Raw genomic sequence first — 16768 nt, 5'->3', positions numbered from 1 at the left:
ACTAGGAGGGAGTTTTCATGAGCAATCCACTTGCATTAACTGATGTCGTCTTAAGAGATGCACATCAATCAATTCTTGCCACACGCCTTCGTCTCGAAGATATGCTCCCCATAGCATCTAAACTGGATAAGGTTGGCTTCTGGTCTCTGGAGTCATGGGGAGGCGCGACGTTTGACTCCTGTATTCGTTATCTTGGTGAAGATCCCTGGGAGCGGTTACGTGAGCTAAAGAAGGCGATGCCAAATACGCCACAACAGATGCTGTTAAGAGGACAAAATTTACTCGGTTATCGTCACTATGCCGATGATCTGGTGTACAAGTTTGTCGAGAGAGCTCATATAAACGGCGTCGATGTGTTTCGAATATTCGATGCAATGAATGATGTCCGTAACCTGGAAACTTCGGTGAAGGCTGTGATCGAAGTCGGTGGACACGCTCAGGGGACAATCTGCTATACCACCAGCCCGGTGCATAGCTTAGATACTTGGGTCGATATGGCTAAACGCCTGGAAGACATGGGTTGTCATTCACTGTGTATTAAAGATATGGCTGGCCTGTTAAAACCTTACGATGCTTTCGATTTGATCAGCCAAATAAAATCTCAGACAGATCTGCTGGTCTCGATGCAGTGTCATGCTACAACCGGACTCAGTACAGCAACTTACCTTAAAGCCATCGAAGCCGGAATCGACGTGCTCGACACCGCAGTGTCTTCCATGAGTCAGACTTATGGCCATAGTGCCACCGAAACCTTAGTTGCCATGCTAGAGGGTACTGACAGAGCTACGGGATACGATATGGCTTTGCTAGAAGAGATTGCTGCTTACTTCAGAGTCGTTCGTAAGAAATATGCGCAGTTTGAAGGTGAGCTTAAAGGCATCGATTCCCGCATCCTCAGGGTTCAGGTTCCCGGCGGTATGCTGACGAATATGGAGCGTCAGCTCAAAGAGCAGGGCGCTAGCGACAAGTTAGATCAAGTGCTAGAAGAGATACCTAAGGTGAGGCAAGATCTTGGCTACCTGCCATTAGTCACACCAACCTCGCAAATTGTCGGCACTCAAGCGGTTATCAATATATTGACTGGTGAGCGTTACAAGTCGATGACCAAAGAGACTGAAGGTGTGTTAAAAGGCGAGTATGGCGCCACTCCTGCCCCAGTCAATGTCGAGTTACAAGCGCGCGTGCTTAAGGGAGATCAAGCGATAACCTGTCGCCCAGCGGATCTGCTGGTACCTGAGCTAGACAGGCTTACCGCCGAATTACACCAGAAGGCTGATGCACAGGGGCTCGAACTCGCGAGTGAGTCGATCGATGATGTTCTGACTTACGCGCTATTCCCGCAAATTGGTCTTAAGTTTATAAAAAATCGTAATAACCCCGATGCATTCGAGCCTAAACCTGGAGAGAGTGTAACGACTCCTGTTAAGCCATCGGCTGCAGCATCTGAGCGAGGTTCAGAGACGTATACTGTGAATGTTCAGGGGCAGACTTATGTGGTGCAGGTCTCATCGGGTGGTGATATCAGCCAGCTAGCCTGCAGTGATAATGTGGTTCCTTTCGTTGTGCCAAATGAGGTTCAAGCGGCTCCTCAAGCTGCAGCAGTTATTAAGTTTGAGATGAATGCGCCTCTGTCCGGCAATATCTTTAAAGTGAATGTGGTTGCGGGTGATACGGTTCGAGAGGGAGATGTGGTGATCATCTTAGAGGCGATGAAGATGGAAACTGAAATTCGCGCCGAAGCCGATGGGGTGATCAGCAAGGTATGGGTCAAAGAGGGTGATTCTGTCACGGTTGGTCATCAATTGCTTGGCATAGCTTAGGAGTCTCATGGAAGGATTAATTGCTTTTTGGGCCGCATCTGGAATTGCTAATTTTACCGCTGGCCAAGTCTTTATGATGGCCGTCGGTGCCTTGTTGCTCTTTTTGGCTATCGTGAAGGGATTTGAACCTCTGTTGTTATTGCCAATAGGCTTCGGGGCTATCTTGGCCAATATTCCCAATGGTGGCTTCATCGATGAAGGGGGCTTACTGTTTCTTGCCTATCATGTCGGCATCGAAACTGGGGTGTTTCCTCTGCTTATCTTCATGGGCGTTGGTGCATTAACCGATTTTGGTGCGCTAATCGCCAATCCTAAGATGCTGTTGTTAGGCGCGGCGGCTCAGTTCGGTATTTTTGCTACCTTAATCGGTGCAATCGCGCTTAACTGGGTACCTGGTTTTGAATTCAGCATGAAAGATGCAGGTGCCATCGCGATCATCGGTGGTGCCGACGGTCCTACCGCCATCTTCTTAGCTTCTAAACTTGCCCCTGAGCTCTTGGGAGCCATTGCGGTTGCTGCATACTCTTATATGGCCCTGGTTCCTTTGATCCAGCCACCTATCATGAGATTGTTAACCACTGAGTCTGAGCGTCAGATAAAGATGGAGCAGCTGCGTGAAGTGAGTAAGAAAGAGAAGATCATTTTTCCGCTGATGGTGCTGGGACTCACTATCTTGTTTCTGCCGGCAGCGACGCCTCTGGTAGGCATGTTCTGCCTGGGCAACTTGATGCGGGAGTCCGGTGTGGTTGATAGATTGTCGAACACGGCTCAAAATGAACTTATCAACATAGTCACCATCTTCCTAGGTTTGGCTGTTGGCTCTAAGTTATCTGCCGATAAATTTCTGCAACTCGAGACCTTAGGGATCTTGGTACTCGGCGCGATAGCCTTCGCCATAGGCACGGCAACTGGCGTCTTGATGGCTAAGCTAATGAATAAGTTGTCAGGGGGTAAGATTAACCCGCTGATTGGTGCCGCAGGAGTCTCTGCAGTGCCCATGGCTGCGAGAGTGGTTAACAAGGTGGGGTTGGAAGCGAATCAACATAATTATCTGTTGATGCACGCCATGGGCCCTAATGTGGCTGGAGTACTTGGCTCAGCCGTAGCCGCAGGGGTATTAATCGCCGTACTGGGATAAACAATCAGTTTGTAGACTTGAAGCCCATCTTTCGATGGGTTTTTTATGTTTAAATTGTCAGTTTACACAAGTACTTATTGAAGTTACAAATTGAACGTTTTATAATCAAACCACCATTCTTTTACATCGAAGTAGATATGGATTTCTCAACAGATGAAGTGAATTTTTTCAAACAACTCTTTTCTGAAAGACAATCCGAGGTGAACCTTCATACCATCGCAGTTCAAACCCAAATTCCTAGTGGTTTAGCCGCGATCCTGAGTCAATCAAGTTTAACCCTGTTAGCACAAGGCGAGGGTTATAAGCTATGGATCCCCTTGCACCTTGAATTAGATGAATTTGGTGGATTTAAACCTAACTTAGGCACGCCTGAAGTGATCGATATCAATGGCTATGATAGGAGTTGGCGGGTGAACACCCCCATAGATGTGACCCTATGGGATCAAGCAGACAAGTTACTGGTGGATATCCTATCTCTCTCTTCGACGGGACTCATGGTGAGTATGCAAGGTGTTAGCTATCCCAGAGAGAGCTTGTTTGGCAAGGTGTTGACTTTACGTCTTCCTAATCAGCCTCGCGTCGAGCTGGAGTTGGAACCCGTGAGAGTCAATAGTCATATCTTTGCCGCAAAATTTAAATGTTTAGGTCATGGGCAAGAATCGATAAAGAAGTTTTTGTTTAATCTTCATCGCAGTAGGAATGCCGACTTGTATCGAAGCATAGGTTTGGCACCCTAATACCATCCAGATACTTACTCGGAATGGTATAACTCCATCTGTATTGATTCAGATCAACACCCCTATAAGGTATTTAAGGTGTTATAAAGGTGAACCAAATCACGGTGACAGTGATTAATACCATTCCGAGTAAGTATCTGATCATTCAGCGGGAGTTCAAAGCGCTGTAGGCAAGGTCTATATATTGCTCCTCGGTAACAGCTCCTGCGTTACTCTACCTCCTATATCCCTATAGTCGTGCAATATAGACATTCACCACATCCATGTGGCTTGCGGATGTTTGAAGCTAATAGTTATTCTCGGCAACAAGCTCCTGCGTTGCTCTCGATAATTGCTCCTGCATTATTCTACCTTCACCCGTCCATGGGCTCGTACCTCCTGCATCTGACCTCCATGGTCTTAAGCGTTCCATACGCTTTCAAGACATTTCCCATATCCCTATGGGTCAGGGAAATGTCTTATTTTGTATGGAACAAAATAGACCATGCAGTCGTATATCGAGAATATTCAACGTAGCATAAAGGGCTTTGCACCCCGCACTACGTGAGGCTCTCAGTGTTTCCACTTCTGCGTTACATTGACTTAAAAGGGAATAACCATTTCCTCATCAATGTGCCTTGAATTGAAAAAACTGAGAGTCTCTGAACTGACCAGATACTTATATGGAATGGTATAAGTTACTCAGAACGATAACCTGACGGCACCAAGATGTCGTAAAATAATAAGAGGCATCTCCATGGAATTATTACCCGACTGCTATACCGACCTGTGCATCAACGGCAAGTGGTTTCACTATGCTCATGGAGAGACCGCTGTGTTCATGCTTAACGGCAGCAGCCCGCTATTATTTGAATTAGACACTATGCCAACCACGGAAGGTGAATTAGAGATGCACTTAACCTGTATCTCAGAAAGCTTGGTCAATAAAGAATAGGATTGGTATTAGCAAGCGATAACTTGATCGATAAAAAATAAAGCCAGAGTCTCAGAGAGTTCAGTGGCTTTACAGTGTCGCGCTTAATATGGAAAAACACTAACCACAACACTTCTTATATTTCTTACCGCTACCACAGGGACAAGGCTCATTCCTGCTGGGGGTTTTCTCGAATCGAATCGTGACAGGCTTGTTTAAGATGCCGTCTAATTCGGCGATGTTTTCAACTCCCTCGGCATTGACTTCTATGTTTGCCAATAGCCCATGCTGTTCAAGAATGACCTCTACCTCTGACTTACGCTCATCTGAAACCACAGATAAACTCAATGGGTTTTGATTGGTGCCAGCTTTCTGGATGCGCTTAGTGTTAAAGCCATAGCTTTCGTGCTTAGGTTTTGGAGTTTTACGCCCCATGAAGAAAAACTTATCTGACATGATTTGTTCCAGAGTTAACGATTAGAAATGGGATAAAGCAGATTTGTGTGAGCTTATACTATAAATGCGGCAAGATTTCCAATTAATCCCTATTCGATAGCGATTATTCGACAGTTAAGAAGCGCTAAATACTAAACTGATGAGACCAGGCTATGGGTGTGGAGCAGAAAACTAATGGCGAATGTTTTGCTCGGCAGTCACCCAGAGTAACAGTCCCAGAGAGAGGATCACCGTTGCGCTAATGGCTATGATATAGATGAAACCTTTCTTGCCTTGCTTAATGGACACACCGTTGAAATGCAAAAAAAGTGTCCATAACAGACAAAGAAAAATAGGGAGCAGAAAGACTTTTGCCATTGTGTATCCTTCAGTGTTGCAAGTCAGGCTTTGTAAGCCCAAGTTTCTGGTGGGGTAAGTATAATACCAATCCAACTAAATATCTGATCTTTCAGTAGGAATTCAAAGTTCTGTAGGCAAACCGACTGATTTTGAACCGGCTATTCGAAAACAAGCCGCGACAGCGGCTTGTTTTAACAGCGGGAATTAGCAGGCTTAATTCCTTGCTTGTTGCTTTAAGGGCTCATCTTCTGCGGCGTAGAACTGCGCTTCATCAAATTGCCCCTCAGACTTACCGATGACCACTGCTGTCATCATATCGCCAGTCACGTTGGTGCTGGTTCGAATCATATCGATAATACGATCGATGGCAGCGATGAAGGCGATGCCTTCTAAGGGTAAACCGACGACCCCCAGAGTCACTGATAACATGACCATAGCACTACCGGGTACACCTGCCGTGCCTACTGAGGCCACCGTTGCAGTAACCGCGATAAGCATGTAATCAGTCATATCCAGTGTAATGCCATAAATCTGAGCGATGAATATAGCCGCAATTGCCGGATAAATACCACCACAGCCGTCCATGTTCATGGTTGCGCCAAGAGGCAATACGAAGGAGCTATAGCGTTTCGAGACACCCATGGACTCGGTGCAGCGTGTACTGGCTGGCAGAGTACCGAAGCTGGAAGCCGTGGTAAATGCAACAATTTGTGCTGGTATGGCTTTACGGAAAAATTGCAGTGGGCTAAGTTTAGCGACAAACTTAATCAAGCCACCATAGACGAAGATGATATGGATTAAGGCCGCGATATAGATGGCTGCGATGAATTTTCCTAAAGGCAACAGGGTAGACAGACCATATTGACCCACGATCCAGGCCATCAAGCCAAACACACCGATAGGAGTCAATTGTAGGACCATGCGGGTCAGTTGGAACATGACTTCAGCACCCGCTTCGAAGGTGCGTTTCAATGGCTCGGCCTTCTCACCCACCTTGTTGATGGCTATGCCTATCAATGCCGCAAATACGATGATCTGCAGTACCTTGCCTTCGGCCAGTGAGGCGAAGGGGTTGACCGGGATCATATCCAACAATACCTGTGCAAAGCCGGGAACATGACGCTCTCTCACTTCTGTTGCGACCAGATCCATGCTGCCGCCCATGTCGATAAGCGAGCCTACGGTTAAGCCTATTAAGGAGGCTAGAGTCCCAGTAAACATAAACATGGCTAACGTTTTAAAGCTTAAGCGCTTCAGGCTCACCTGTGAGCCTAGTGCTGTGATGCTAACAACGATGGCACAAAATACCAAAGGTGCCACTAACATCTTGATGGCGCCGATAAAGAGGTCGCCTAGGGGTTTAAGTACTGTGGCTGACTCGCCAAAGATCACCCCTATCATTGCCCCTAAAACAAAGCCTGCTAAGACTTTCTGCCAAAAGGGGATCTGCTTAATGGTTTGCCACATTATGTAATTCCAAGTGATTTTTATTATTAACATTCAAAAAAGTGCTGGATGCTAGCCTAAGCCTTTTTAGAACAAAATGAGATCAGACTATTATCCGATGCTGCATTGTATAGACAGAGTGGCTTGCAAAACAAATCGATTTCGTTATAACTTATTGTGATAAGTAAGTTTGTTTTAATAACTTTAACTATTAACACTTGAGCAACATGGATTTTTTATCTTGGTTTATCACAAAAAAATACGTTTTTCATTAGGTAAGCTTTTATGACAGAGTTATGGTTGATGTTTAGTGCGGCGTTCCTTGCTGCAACCTTGTTACCGGGTGGATCAGAAGTTTTACTGGTGGCATTACTGAATGATGACAGTTCTAACTGGTTGGCCTTAGTTATTCTAGCCAGTGTGGGCAACACATTCGGATCGATAACCAGCTATTATCTAGGGACTTTGGGTCGTTTTGCCCGCAGTCCGGAGGAGATGGCTAAAGGAAAATATAAGCGTGCTCTCGACCTCATAGACAAATATGGATATTGGGCCTTGTTGCTAGCCTGGATGCCAATTATTGGCGACCTATTGTGTTTATTGGCAGGGTGGATGAAACTTCCCTTACTCAGATCGACTCTGATGATATTAATAGGTAAGAGTGTACGTTATTTTTTAGTCGCCGGACTTGCACTTCATTGGTTATAGACGGGTGACGGGTAAATTGATATTAAGGATTTTAACGTGAAAAAATGGATATTAGCCGCAGCCATCTCGGTTGCCTTGGCGGGTTGTGCCAGCCAAGAGTCACCAATCAATCTTCCTGTGGGAGTGACCTTGTTAGAAACCGTTAAGGTTGCCGAGTCTGAGATTGGCATCCCTTACAAGAAGTATCAGCTTGCCAATGGGCTCACGGTCATTCTCCATCATGACGACTCTGATCCTTTAGTCCATGTGGATGTGACCTATCACGTGGGCTCTGCCAGAGAGTTTGAAGGTCGTTCGGGTTTCGCTCATCTATTTGAGCACATGATGTTTCAGGGATCGCAGCATGTCGGCGATGAACAGCATTTTAAGACAGTCACCGAGGCCGGTGGTACATTGAATGGCACCACCAATACCGATAGAACAAATTATTTTGAGACGGTACCGAGTAATCAGCTAGAGAAGATGCTTTGGCTCGAGTCTGATCGTATGGGATTCTTCCTGCCAGCCTTGACGGAGGAGAAGTTTGAAGTGCAGCGTGAGACGGTTAAGAATGAGAGAGCGCAGCGCATCGATAATCAGCCATACGGGCGCATGGGCGAGAAATTTAATCAAGCCTTCTATCCCCAAGGTCATCAGTATTCTTGGCCTGTCATAGGTTGGCCGGATGACTTGGAGCGCGCTAATCTCGATGACGTGAAACACTTCTTCCAGCGCTGGTATGGCCCCAACAATGCCACTCTCACCATAGGGGGCGATTTCGATGAATTTCAGACTTTAGCTTGGGTTAACCAGTATTTTGGGGAGATCCCGGCAGGTCCCGAAGTCAAAGCCGATGACAAGCAGTTATTGACCTTAGATAAGACTCGCTATATCTCGATGGAAGATAAGGTTCACCTTCCCTTGCTACGCATCGCCTTTCCAACCGTTTATGCCCGTCATCAAGATGAGGCGGCCTTAGATCTGCTGTCTAATATCTTAGGGGGCGGCAAGACCTCAATCTTCTATAAAAATTTGGTCAAAGATGGCTATGCGGTTCAGGCTGGGGTGAATCACCCTTGTCAGGAGTTAGCCTGTCAGTTCTCCATGTTCGCCTTGGCTAATCCTGCTAAAGGAGGCAATTTAGCCGACATCGAGAAGCGAATGAAGCAATCTATTGCCGAATTTGAGCAGCGTGGTGTTACCGATGACGACCTGAAGAAGGTAAAAGTGCAGTTTGAAGCTGGGACTATTTTCGGTTTGCAGAGCGTATCGGACAAGGTGGCAACCTTAGCCTTTAATCAGACTTTCTTCGGTAATCCGGACATGATCTCAGCGGATCTTAAGCGCTATGCCAACGTGACTAAGGCCGATGTGATGCGGGTATTCGACAAGTATATTAAGAACAAACCTATGGTGGTCATGAGCGTGGTGCCCGAGGGACAAGAGCAGCTTATCGCCCATGAAGATTCTTTCACGCCCCCAGCGCTCACTGTATCCCACATCGCGGTAGAAGGGGTGGCAGACCATAAGCAAATTGTCTCAGGATTCGATCGTAGCATAATGCCGGGTGCAGGACCTGCGCCTGTGCTTACTGTGCCCAAGCTTTGGACTGGAAAGCTGGCCAATAATATTGAAGTGATGGGCACTGAAAGTGAGGAGACACCAACGGTTGAGTTGGTTATTTACCTTAATGGCGGTCACCGACTTGTACCGGTTGAAAAAGCGGGCCTTGCTGGTTTAACCGCTGCCATGCTCAATGAATCGAGTATGAAGCGCAGCTCAGAAGAGCTTGCTCAAGCATTAGAGATGCTAGGCAGTAGTGTCTCGTTCGGCTCCAGTGCCTATCAGAGTTATGTGAAAATCTCGACCTTGACCTCACGCCTCGATGAGACTCTGGCAATCGCTCAGGAGAGATTATTTGAGCCGGCGTTCAAACCTGAAGATTTTGACCGACTGAAACAGCAGCAACTGCAGAGTCTGCAACACATGATGTCAGATCCTAATTTCTTGGCAAATACCGCCTTCGATGCTTTGATGTATGGCAGTGATAGCCCATTGGGAGTAAGCAGAAGTGGCACCTTAGAGTCTGTTTCTTCGTTGACCTTAGATGATATTAACGCTTTCTATCAAAAGCAGTATCGAGCCGGCAATGCACAAATTATTGCGGTGAGTGATCTGAGTGAATCTGAAATCATGGATAAGTTAGCTGGCTTTAGTCATTGGAAAGGCGAAGCTACGTCTCTGCCTAAATTGGCTGACTTACCTAAACTCCAGGGAGGAATTATCTATATTTTAGATAAGCCCGGCGCCGCGCAATCTGTGATTAAGATTGGTAAGCGTGCGCTGCCCTATGACGCAACGGGCGAGTACTTTAAATCTTACCTGATGAATTATCCCTTAGGTGGTGCCTTCAATAGCCGTATTAACCTTAACTTACGCGAAGATAAAGGCTATACCTATGGTGCCCGTAGTTACTTTTCCGGTGGCATTGAGCAGGGGGTTTATCAAGCCCAGGCAAGCGTGAGAACGGATGTGACATCTCTGGCCCTGGTAGAGTTTTTTGATGAAATTAAAAAATACAGCCAGTCGGGGATGACGGATGAGGAGTTGGCATTTATGCGGGCCTCAATTTCTCAGGGAAATGCACTGGATTATGAGACGCCCTATCAAAAAGCGGGTTTCATGCGCCGCATACAGCGTTACCAACTCGATACAGACTTCACCAAGCAACAAACTAAGATCACTAATTCAATCAGCAAAGATGAATTGAATAAGCTGGCTAGAAAACAGTTAGATCTTAAGAGTATGCTGGTGTTAATCGTGGGTGATAAAGCGTTAATCGAGGCGGATATTAAAGCACTCGGTTATCCGGTGGAAGATTTAGAGTTGTAATTGCCAAATTAGGCCATATATCTAGTGGTAGTAACTTGCGGCATCTTGTTAGAATGGATGCCGCGATTTTATGGCTTAGAAAAGATGACTTGCCTGAGAGGGTTAAACGCTGTCGATTGTGTGAATGAAAGAAAATACACCCTTGACGGGTTTGATCCAGACAAGCCTAAATGATGACAAAAATTAGAGAATAAAATATTGAACTCTTTCAATACATGGATCGAACAACTCTCTGACTCAGAGGGGCGTGCAGCACTACAGGGGATGCAACGTGGCATAGAACGCGAAGCATTAAGAATCAGTGAGTCAGGCCAGCTGGCGACAGATGCCCACCCTAGAGAACTAGGTGCAGCGCTCACTCATTCCAGGATAACTACAGATTATAGTGAATCTCTGCTCGAATTTATCACTCCTGTTTTCAGTGATATCGATGACTTGCTTGAAGATCTGACCTATACCCACGCATTTACGGTGCAAAACCTTAACCAACAAGGTCTATGGCCGGTGAGCATGCCTTGTTATGTCGGTGATGTGAGCAAAATTCCCATTGCACAATACGGCAGTTCAAATTCAGGACAGATGAAACGTTTGTATCGTAAGGGATTAACCTATAGATACGGCGCTCAGATGCAGATTATCTCCGGAGTTCATTTTAACTTCTCTGTATCTCAGCCACTTTGGGACAAGTTGTACCTTTTAAGCGATCAACAGGGTTCCAAAACAGATTTCATCTCTGAGTCCTATCTAGGGCTCATACGTAATTATCGACGCATGGTTTGGGTATTACCTTACCTTTTTGGTGCTTCCCCGGCCCTGTGTAGCTCGTTCATTAAAGATCAGCAGACCGATATCGAATTTAAGAAGATGGGCAAGGGGACCTTGTATCTTCCCTATGCCACCTCATTGAGAATGAGTGACCTGGGTTACACCAATAAGGAACAAGACAACTTAAGCATCAGCTATGATTCTCTGGATAAGTATCTGCAAGGGATGCACAATGCCATCAATATGCCCTCGTCTAATTTTGAAAAAATAGGCGTTAAGGTTGATGGAGAATTTAGGCAGCTCAATGCCAATGTGCTGCAGATAGAGAATGAATTTTATTCGCCAATCCGGGCTAAGCGAGTCACTCGCGATGGTGAAAAGCCTTCGCAGGCACTGGCTAGAGCCGGAGTCGAATATATCGAAGTTCGAGCTTTAGATGTCAATCCATACAGCGCGATAGGCATAGAAGCATCTCAGGTGCGCTTCTTAGACATGTTCCTGCTCTATTGTTTGTTAAGTGATTCCCCCTTATCGGCAGAGGGCGAGGAAGCCGAAATATCCGCTAACTTGAACCGAGTCATTCTGCAAGGACGTAAGCCGGGTCTGGAATTAAGCAATAATGGACACTCAGTGCTCCTCACCGATTGGATGAAGCAGATGTTTTCATCTTTAAGCTCGATTGCCGAGCTGTTGGACAGTGAGGGTGAAAATCATTATCGTCAAGCGCTCGATACCTGGTTAGCTGCGGTCAATGATCCTGACTTAACCCTTTCTGGAAGGGTCATGTCGCACTTGCTTGAGAGTCAAATCGATCATGGTTGCTGGGTCAAAAGCTTAGCCAAACAGTACCATAAGACGTTGAACGAATATGAGCTACCAGAGCAAGTTGTCGCTCGATACAAACAGGATGCGTTAGACTCCTTGACTAAGCAAGCTAAGATGGAAGCCGAGTCTAGCCAAAGTTTTGAGGCATTTCTGCAAGATTACTTCCGAGATGAAACTATTTTAAAAATGGCTGAGATAAAACGTTGCCGTTGAGAGTGAAGATTTGAAACCATTACTCGTGCTACTTTCCATGCTTATCATGCTTATCATGCTTATCATGCTTATCTTGCTTTCAGGCTGTGCTTCACAGCCTGATGATAGTTTGAGGTGTGGTGTCGTCTCGGGTTATCTCGACCCCGATTCGAGTCAAGATCTGTATCGAGCCGTCGTCACTCATTTAGACGGCAAACCTGTCATCTCTAAACCCAATTACCGGCTCTCGCTCGGCGAGCATACCTTTACTTTTGCCGAGTTGATCAGCGCGCCATCTCTGCAGGTGAAGCTAGCCGCCAGGACGCCTAAAGACTTAGTTGTCAGAGTCGAAGCCAACCGCAGATATCATTTTGCGGCTCAATTTAATACCGATAAACGCTATCGTGGCCATGACTCTGGTTTTTGGCAGCCGGTGATCTGGCTCGAAGAAGCGCATGCGTGTGAATTACCCGTGAAGTAACCTGTGACATAAGGTTAATATCGGGCACTTTTGAGCTTGGATAATTGCATCTTTAACCTAAGGATGTGACACTAACGTTTTGATTAGTTTCACGACTTAATATGCTCCTGTCTGCATTACACATGGTATCGCACTTATGAAAGGGTTTTCGGTTTTAACAGCAGCTTTTTTGGCATTATTACTCTCAGGTTGCGCCACGGCTCCGCCGGAAAACCCTGAAAATTTATGCTCCATCTATCAGGAAAATCGCGACTGGTATAGCGCCGCACAGAACACCCAAGAGAAGTGGGGCGTGCCGGTCCATGTGCCCCTGGCGATGATGTATCAGGAGAGCTCTTTTAAACACAATGCAGCGCCACCTATGGAGTATTTTCTCGGCTTTATTCCTATCGGGCGTGCCAGTGATGCCTATGGCTATGCTCAGGCTAAGACCATGACCTGGGATGATTACGTCAAGGAGACGGGGAACTCCTGGTCAAGCCGGAGTAATTTCGATGATGCCATGGACTTTATGGGCTGGTTTATTTATAAAACCCATAAAATTAATGGCGTCTCTAAGTGGGATGCCAGAAATCAGTATCTGAATTACCATGAAGGTTGGGGCGGTTATAAGCGCAAGAGCTATAACCAGAAAGCCTGGTTGATCAAGGTTGCGGCTAAGGTCGACGCCAGATCTAAGCGCTACGCCGCGCAATATAAGACCTGTAAGGAAGATCTCGACTCTTCCTGGTTATGGCGTCTCTTCTTCGCTTAGCAATAAATATTAGCCGGGCAGGGAAACCTCCTAGCCCGGCTCTGTAAATCCCTGTTGCTTCTGCCAAAATCTGATCTTATTCGCTCTGATCCCTTTATCCATGAACGTGGCACTTAAACGTATGGGCTTTGCTGGTGAATTGGTTCCCATGGCTTACGCGCATTAGCCAGTACCACACTAAACGAACAAGGCTTTGCTCCCGATGTCATTGAAGCAGCTTTAGCGCATGTTGATAAAAATGAAGTTAGGCGCGCATATAACCGTGCTGAATACTAGAACGTAGACGAGTATTGATGTGCTGGTGGTCTGGACATATTGAGCAAGCGGAACATCACTTTATAATTACAAAAAACAAAAGGCTTAAAGGCCGTTATCTAGTTTTACGAAGCCTAGGGTAGCCCCCGAAAGAAGTTGAATACCTATCAACTTTTGGCTTAGTAAATTTTAGTAGGAACGCGGGGGCGTAATATGGAAATAAAGGATGATAAGGTATTTTATACTGAGGCTCAGTTGAGCCAATGTATAGAGATACCTATTTATACTGTTACTGACGGGCTTAATAAGTTTGTTAAGTTTAAAGGATTACTAACTGAAGGTTTCGAAGGCACACCTTCTACGTTGATGGGTATTTAATCATAGACAAGGCATCTAAAATCCAAACAGGGGAGCATGAATATGAAGACTTGCTGCTAAAAGCTAAAAGCTAAAAGCTAAAATCTAAATGCTAAAATCTAAATGCTCTAAGTATTGCTCGCGTCCAGAATTAGATGGTAATTCATATATTGTTTCTATGCGGTATTTAATTAATGAGGTTTTCATCAGCTATAGTGAGTTCAAAGTCGCCCTAAATAAATTCGGTATCCCTCTTACTAGAGGAGCTGAAAGCATACAAGCTAATGACTTTAACTACGATGTGAACTTAGTTAATAGAAAAAGCAATTTCACTCAAATTGATGCCGCACGAATTGCATAAAATATTTATTCCACTAATCAAAATTCATGTGATGGCAAACTCCATTCGACCCCTTTGAACGACCATTATATCGACCTTCTAAGTGACTGTATTAAAGGGACGAACCAAGATGATTTTAAATTGCACACACTTGAGCTTTGGTGCTCAAATAATGATGAGTTCGGTGACAGATATTCAAAAAGATATGATAATGGTACTTATTTAAAGCAAAGTGCTGTAATAGACTACGAATTGACCGTCATTTCAAAACGAGAATTACTAAGGTGGTGTGAATATGAAGGTATTAACACTGGGCTACATTATGAAGCAAGAGCCTTTGAAGATTCGATTGAAGCTTTAAGCCTTGAAAATGAAAAACTAAAAGCCAACATACCCACCAGAGCTACAAATTGCTATTGATGCTCACGATACTCTCGTACGCGATAGTACAACTACACCTCTCAATAAAGACATCAAATTATGGCTAGATAAAGAGAGTAAAACGAGGGGGATTAGGCACGAAGATTCAGGTGAAAATCCAGAAGGGCTTAGTGAAAAATCAAAAGACGTTATCGCAAAAATAATTAAATATTAACCCTATTATATTAAGCATTAGCCACCTAACCCCCCCGCTAAACCCTAGGGTAAATAGGAAATAATTGTCCCGAATAATTCAATAACGGACAAGGATAATTACCTATGAACCAATACCAACCAAGAATAATCAGAAAGCCTGATGTCATTAACGAAACAGGCTTATCAAAATTAACGCTATACAATCGCATTAAAGACGGTCTATTTCCGCCGCCTATCAGCTTAGGGGCGCGAGCAGTCGGCTTTGTAAAATCAGAATGTGAAGCCGTTATTAACGCCATGATAGCCGAGCAAACACCAGAGAAAATCAAAGCACTGGTTAATTCGCAACGAGAAAGGCGTGTTTAATGGCCGTAAGCAATCGCTGTATTGGATTGATAAGCGACATTTTAGTTGTGACTGGGAACAAGACAAAGACGCCAGAACCATCGCTAGGAAGCGATATAAGGATCGCTCTTACTATGCAACTACCACAGCTAGTAGTTTGTTTGTCATTTGTAACCAATACATATATTCTTATTCTAAGCAAGATCGCCAGTGCCGAACACATCTAGATAAACTCCTCGATTTATCAATTCACCCACTTATTACGTCAAACGATACTCAAATAGTCTGTTATGAGTAAAATATCGACTATGTCCTTAAAAATAAAACATTATAAACCCCAAACAAGGGTTTGCTTATGTATGAAAAGATGACTTTAAATTGGGTATCTTGGGTCTTGCTTAAGCGCTATCTAGCCTATCTCTTGGTGGAGAGTGGTCTACATAGGCCATACAGGCAAGTGACCATCCTGAGTGTCTTGGTTATTTTTCTTTTGTTGAATATGACAGGCATAAAAAAGGCCGCGTTGGCGACCTTCTTTTTTTAATATCAGCTTGCGTTATTAGCGCTTCATTAAAGAGCGATAACGTTGCTTGCTTGCAGACCTTTTTCGCCTTGCTCTACTTCGAAAGACACTTTTTGACCTTCATCAAGAGTTTTGAAACCTTCTGATGCGATAGCACGAAAATGTACGAATACGTCAGCGCCACCATTATCTTGAGTAAGGAAACCGAATCCTTTATCTTCGTTAAACCATTTTACAGTACCAGTATTTGAATTAGACATGTGATGTCCCTTATTTATTTAATTTAAAAAAAGTTCAATATTAACAATATGTTAATTTATTGAATTATATCATGTTAGGCTAAAATAAAAGGGAAACGTCTAGCTACAAAACACGGTTTTAGTAGTGGATGTTTTACTTGTACTTGATGCCGCATTTAATAACTCTCTGAACAACTGAGCGATATAATAGCGATCGTTCATTTTTTATGCAGCCTTTTTTTGCTTTTTTTAAAATATCTTTATTTAACAGTTATATACACATTTAGAATAAAGGGGCGGAGCGAATTAGAGCTTTCAGGTAAATTCAGATACTTTTTCTAATCAACATCTGGGCGAGGTTTCACAACGTGAAACTCTCCGAGCGAGAGATAGGGTGAATATGGAATAGCCATGAGCCTATGAATGAGAAGCATGGAAGCTGAACTGGCATTTGTATATGGATATATGTTATCGAACTGGTTATGGCGTCTCTTCTTAATTGCTCTCTCTGTCCACACATAAGATGAATTGTGTGCTACACAAAACGGTGTTTTTTGTTATTAGTCTGTAGGCATTAGTTATTTGCAGTGTGGATCAAGCTAGACGATAATCAGCCTCTGGCTTGGGGGAGTCGTTGCTGGAATCAAGCAATCGGGGCATTATTCCATTATAATGCGCCACAAATTAT

At 44.6% G+C, this 16768-nt stretch carries 15 protein-coding genes and 1 pseudogene; 12 read left to right on the top strand and 4 right to left on the bottom strand.

Annotated elements, in window-relative coordinates; genetic code table 11:
- The first annotated feature begins 17 nt into the window (after positions 1-17).
- The 4 genes from oadA to KT99_RS07195 all read left to right on the top strand — a co-directional run bounded on the left by oadA (position 18) and on the right by KT99_RS07195 (position 4629).
- Complete coding sequence (gene oadA, locus KT99_RS07210) at positions 18-1820, top strand: sodium-extruding oxaloacetate decarboxylase subunit alpha (RefSeq protein WP_005498462.1); 1803 nt, start codon at positions 18-20, stop codon at positions 1818-1820.
- 7 nt (positions 1821-1827) lie between these two features.
- Entirely contained in the window at positions 1828-2958 is a 1131-nt protein-coding gene (locus tag KT99_RS07205) for a sodium ion-translocating decarboxylase subunit beta (protein ID WP_005498460.1), read from the top strand.
- 137 nt (positions 2959-3095) lie between these two features.
- Entirely contained in the window at positions 3096-3695 is a 600-nt protein-coding gene (locus tag KT99_RS07200; RefSeq protein WP_005498458.1) for a hypothetical protein, read from the top strand.
- Positions 3696-4431: 736 nt separating this feature from the next.
- On the top strand, positions 4432-4629 hold the full coding sequence (locus tag KT99_RS07195; protein WP_005498456.1) for a hypothetical protein: 198 nt from the start codon (positions 4432-4434) through the stop codon (positions 4627-4629).
- Between the two features lie 99 nt (positions 4630-4728).
- Here KT99_RS07195 and KT99_RS07190 read toward each other — a convergent pair whose 3' ends face one another.
- From KT99_RS07190 to KT99_RS07180, 3 genes are all read right to left on the bottom strand, one after another.
- Positions 4729-5064 carry a PBPRA1643 family SWIM/SEC-C metal-binding motif protein gene (locus KT99_RS07190; protein ID WP_005498455.1) on the bottom strand — a complete coding sequence of 112 codons (336 nt, stop codon included), beginning with the start codon at positions 5062-5064 and terminating at the stop codon, positions 4729-4731.
- A 171-nt stretch (positions 5065-5235) separates the two neighbouring features.
- A complete protein-coding gene (locus tag KT99_RS07185; RefSeq protein WP_005498453.1) occupies positions 5236-5421 on the bottom strand; it encodes a hypothetical protein in 186 nt (61 codons plus the stop codon).
- A gap of 195 nt (positions 5422-5616) precedes the next feature.
- Entirely contained in the window at positions 5617-6870 is a 1254-nt protein-coding gene (locus tag KT99_RS07180; RefSeq protein ID WP_005498451.1) for a dicarboxylate/amino acid:cation symporter, read from the bottom strand.
- A 264-nt stretch (positions 6871-7134) separates the two neighbouring features.
- Between KT99_RS07180 and KT99_RS07175 the strand changes: the two genes are divergently transcribed.
- From KT99_RS07175 to KT99_RS07140, 8 genes and pseudogenes are all read left to right on the top strand, one after another.
- Positions 7135-7557 carry a YqaA family protein gene (locus KT99_RS07175; RefSeq protein WP_005498449.1) on the top strand — a complete coding sequence of 141 codons (423 nt, stop codon included), beginning with the start codon at positions 7135-7137 and terminating at the stop codon, positions 7555-7557.
- 36 nt (positions 7558-7593) lie between these two features.
- Positions 7594-10428, top strand: a complete 2835-nt coding sequence (locus KT99_RS07170) for a M16 family metallopeptidase (RefSeq protein WP_005498448.1) — start codon at positions 7594-7596, stop codon at positions 10426-10428.
- 198 nt (positions 10429-10626) lie between these two features.
- The gene (gshA, locus tag KT99_RS07165) at positions 10627-12231 is read left to right on the top strand and encodes a glutamate--cysteine ligase (RefSeq protein WP_050774323.1); all 1605 of its coding nucleotides are present in this window, start codon (positions 10627-10629) and stop codon (positions 12229-12231) included.
- 37 nt (positions 12232-12268) lie between these two features.
- Positions 12269-12691 carry a hypothetical protein gene (locus KT99_RS07160; RefSeq protein ID WP_005498446.1) on the top strand — a complete coding sequence of 141 codons (423 nt, stop codon included), beginning with the start codon at positions 12269-12271 and terminating at the stop codon, positions 12689-12691.
- Positions 12692-12827: 136 nt separating this feature from the next.
- Positions 12828-13445, top strand: a complete 618-nt coding sequence (locus KT99_RS07155) for a transglycosylase SLT domain-containing protein (protein WP_005498445.1) — start codon at positions 12828-12830, stop codon at positions 13443-13445.
- Between the two features lie 103 nt (positions 13446-13548).
- Positions 13549-13843: pseudogene (locus KT99_RS22765) on the top strand (tyrosine-type recombinase/integrase); the annotation flags it as partial.
- A gap of 695 nt (positions 13844-14538) precedes the next feature.
- Positions 14539-14817: a hypothetical protein gene (locus KT99_RS07145; RefSeq protein ID WP_157752189.1), complete on the top strand. Its 279-nt coding sequence runs from the start codon at positions 14539-14541 to the stop codon at positions 14815-14817.
- A 279-nt stretch (positions 14818-15096) separates the two neighbouring features.
- Complete coding sequence (locus KT99_RS07140; RefSeq protein ID WP_005498439.1) at positions 15097-15339, top strand: helix-turn-helix transcriptional regulator; 243 nt, start codon at positions 15097-15099, stop codon at positions 15337-15339.
- 549 nt (positions 15340-15888) lie between these two features.
- Here the strand turns inward: KT99_RS07140 and cspE are convergent.
- Complete coding sequence (cspE, locus tag KT99_RS07125) at positions 15889-16101, bottom strand: transcription antiterminator/RNA stability regulator CspE (RefSeq protein WP_005498435.1); 213 nt, start codon at positions 16099-16101, stop codon at positions 15889-15891.
- Positions 16102-16768 lie beyond the last annotated feature (667 nt).

The sequence above is a fragment of the Shewanella benthica KT99 genome (genome assembly GCF_000172075.1).
Lineage (GTDB): Bacteria > Pseudomonadota > Gammaproteobacteria > Enterobacterales > Shewanellaceae > Shewanella > Shewanella benthica_A.
The sequence above is the reverse complement of the archived record's forward strand: the minus strand, read 5'-3'. Positions and strand labels throughout refer to the sequence as shown.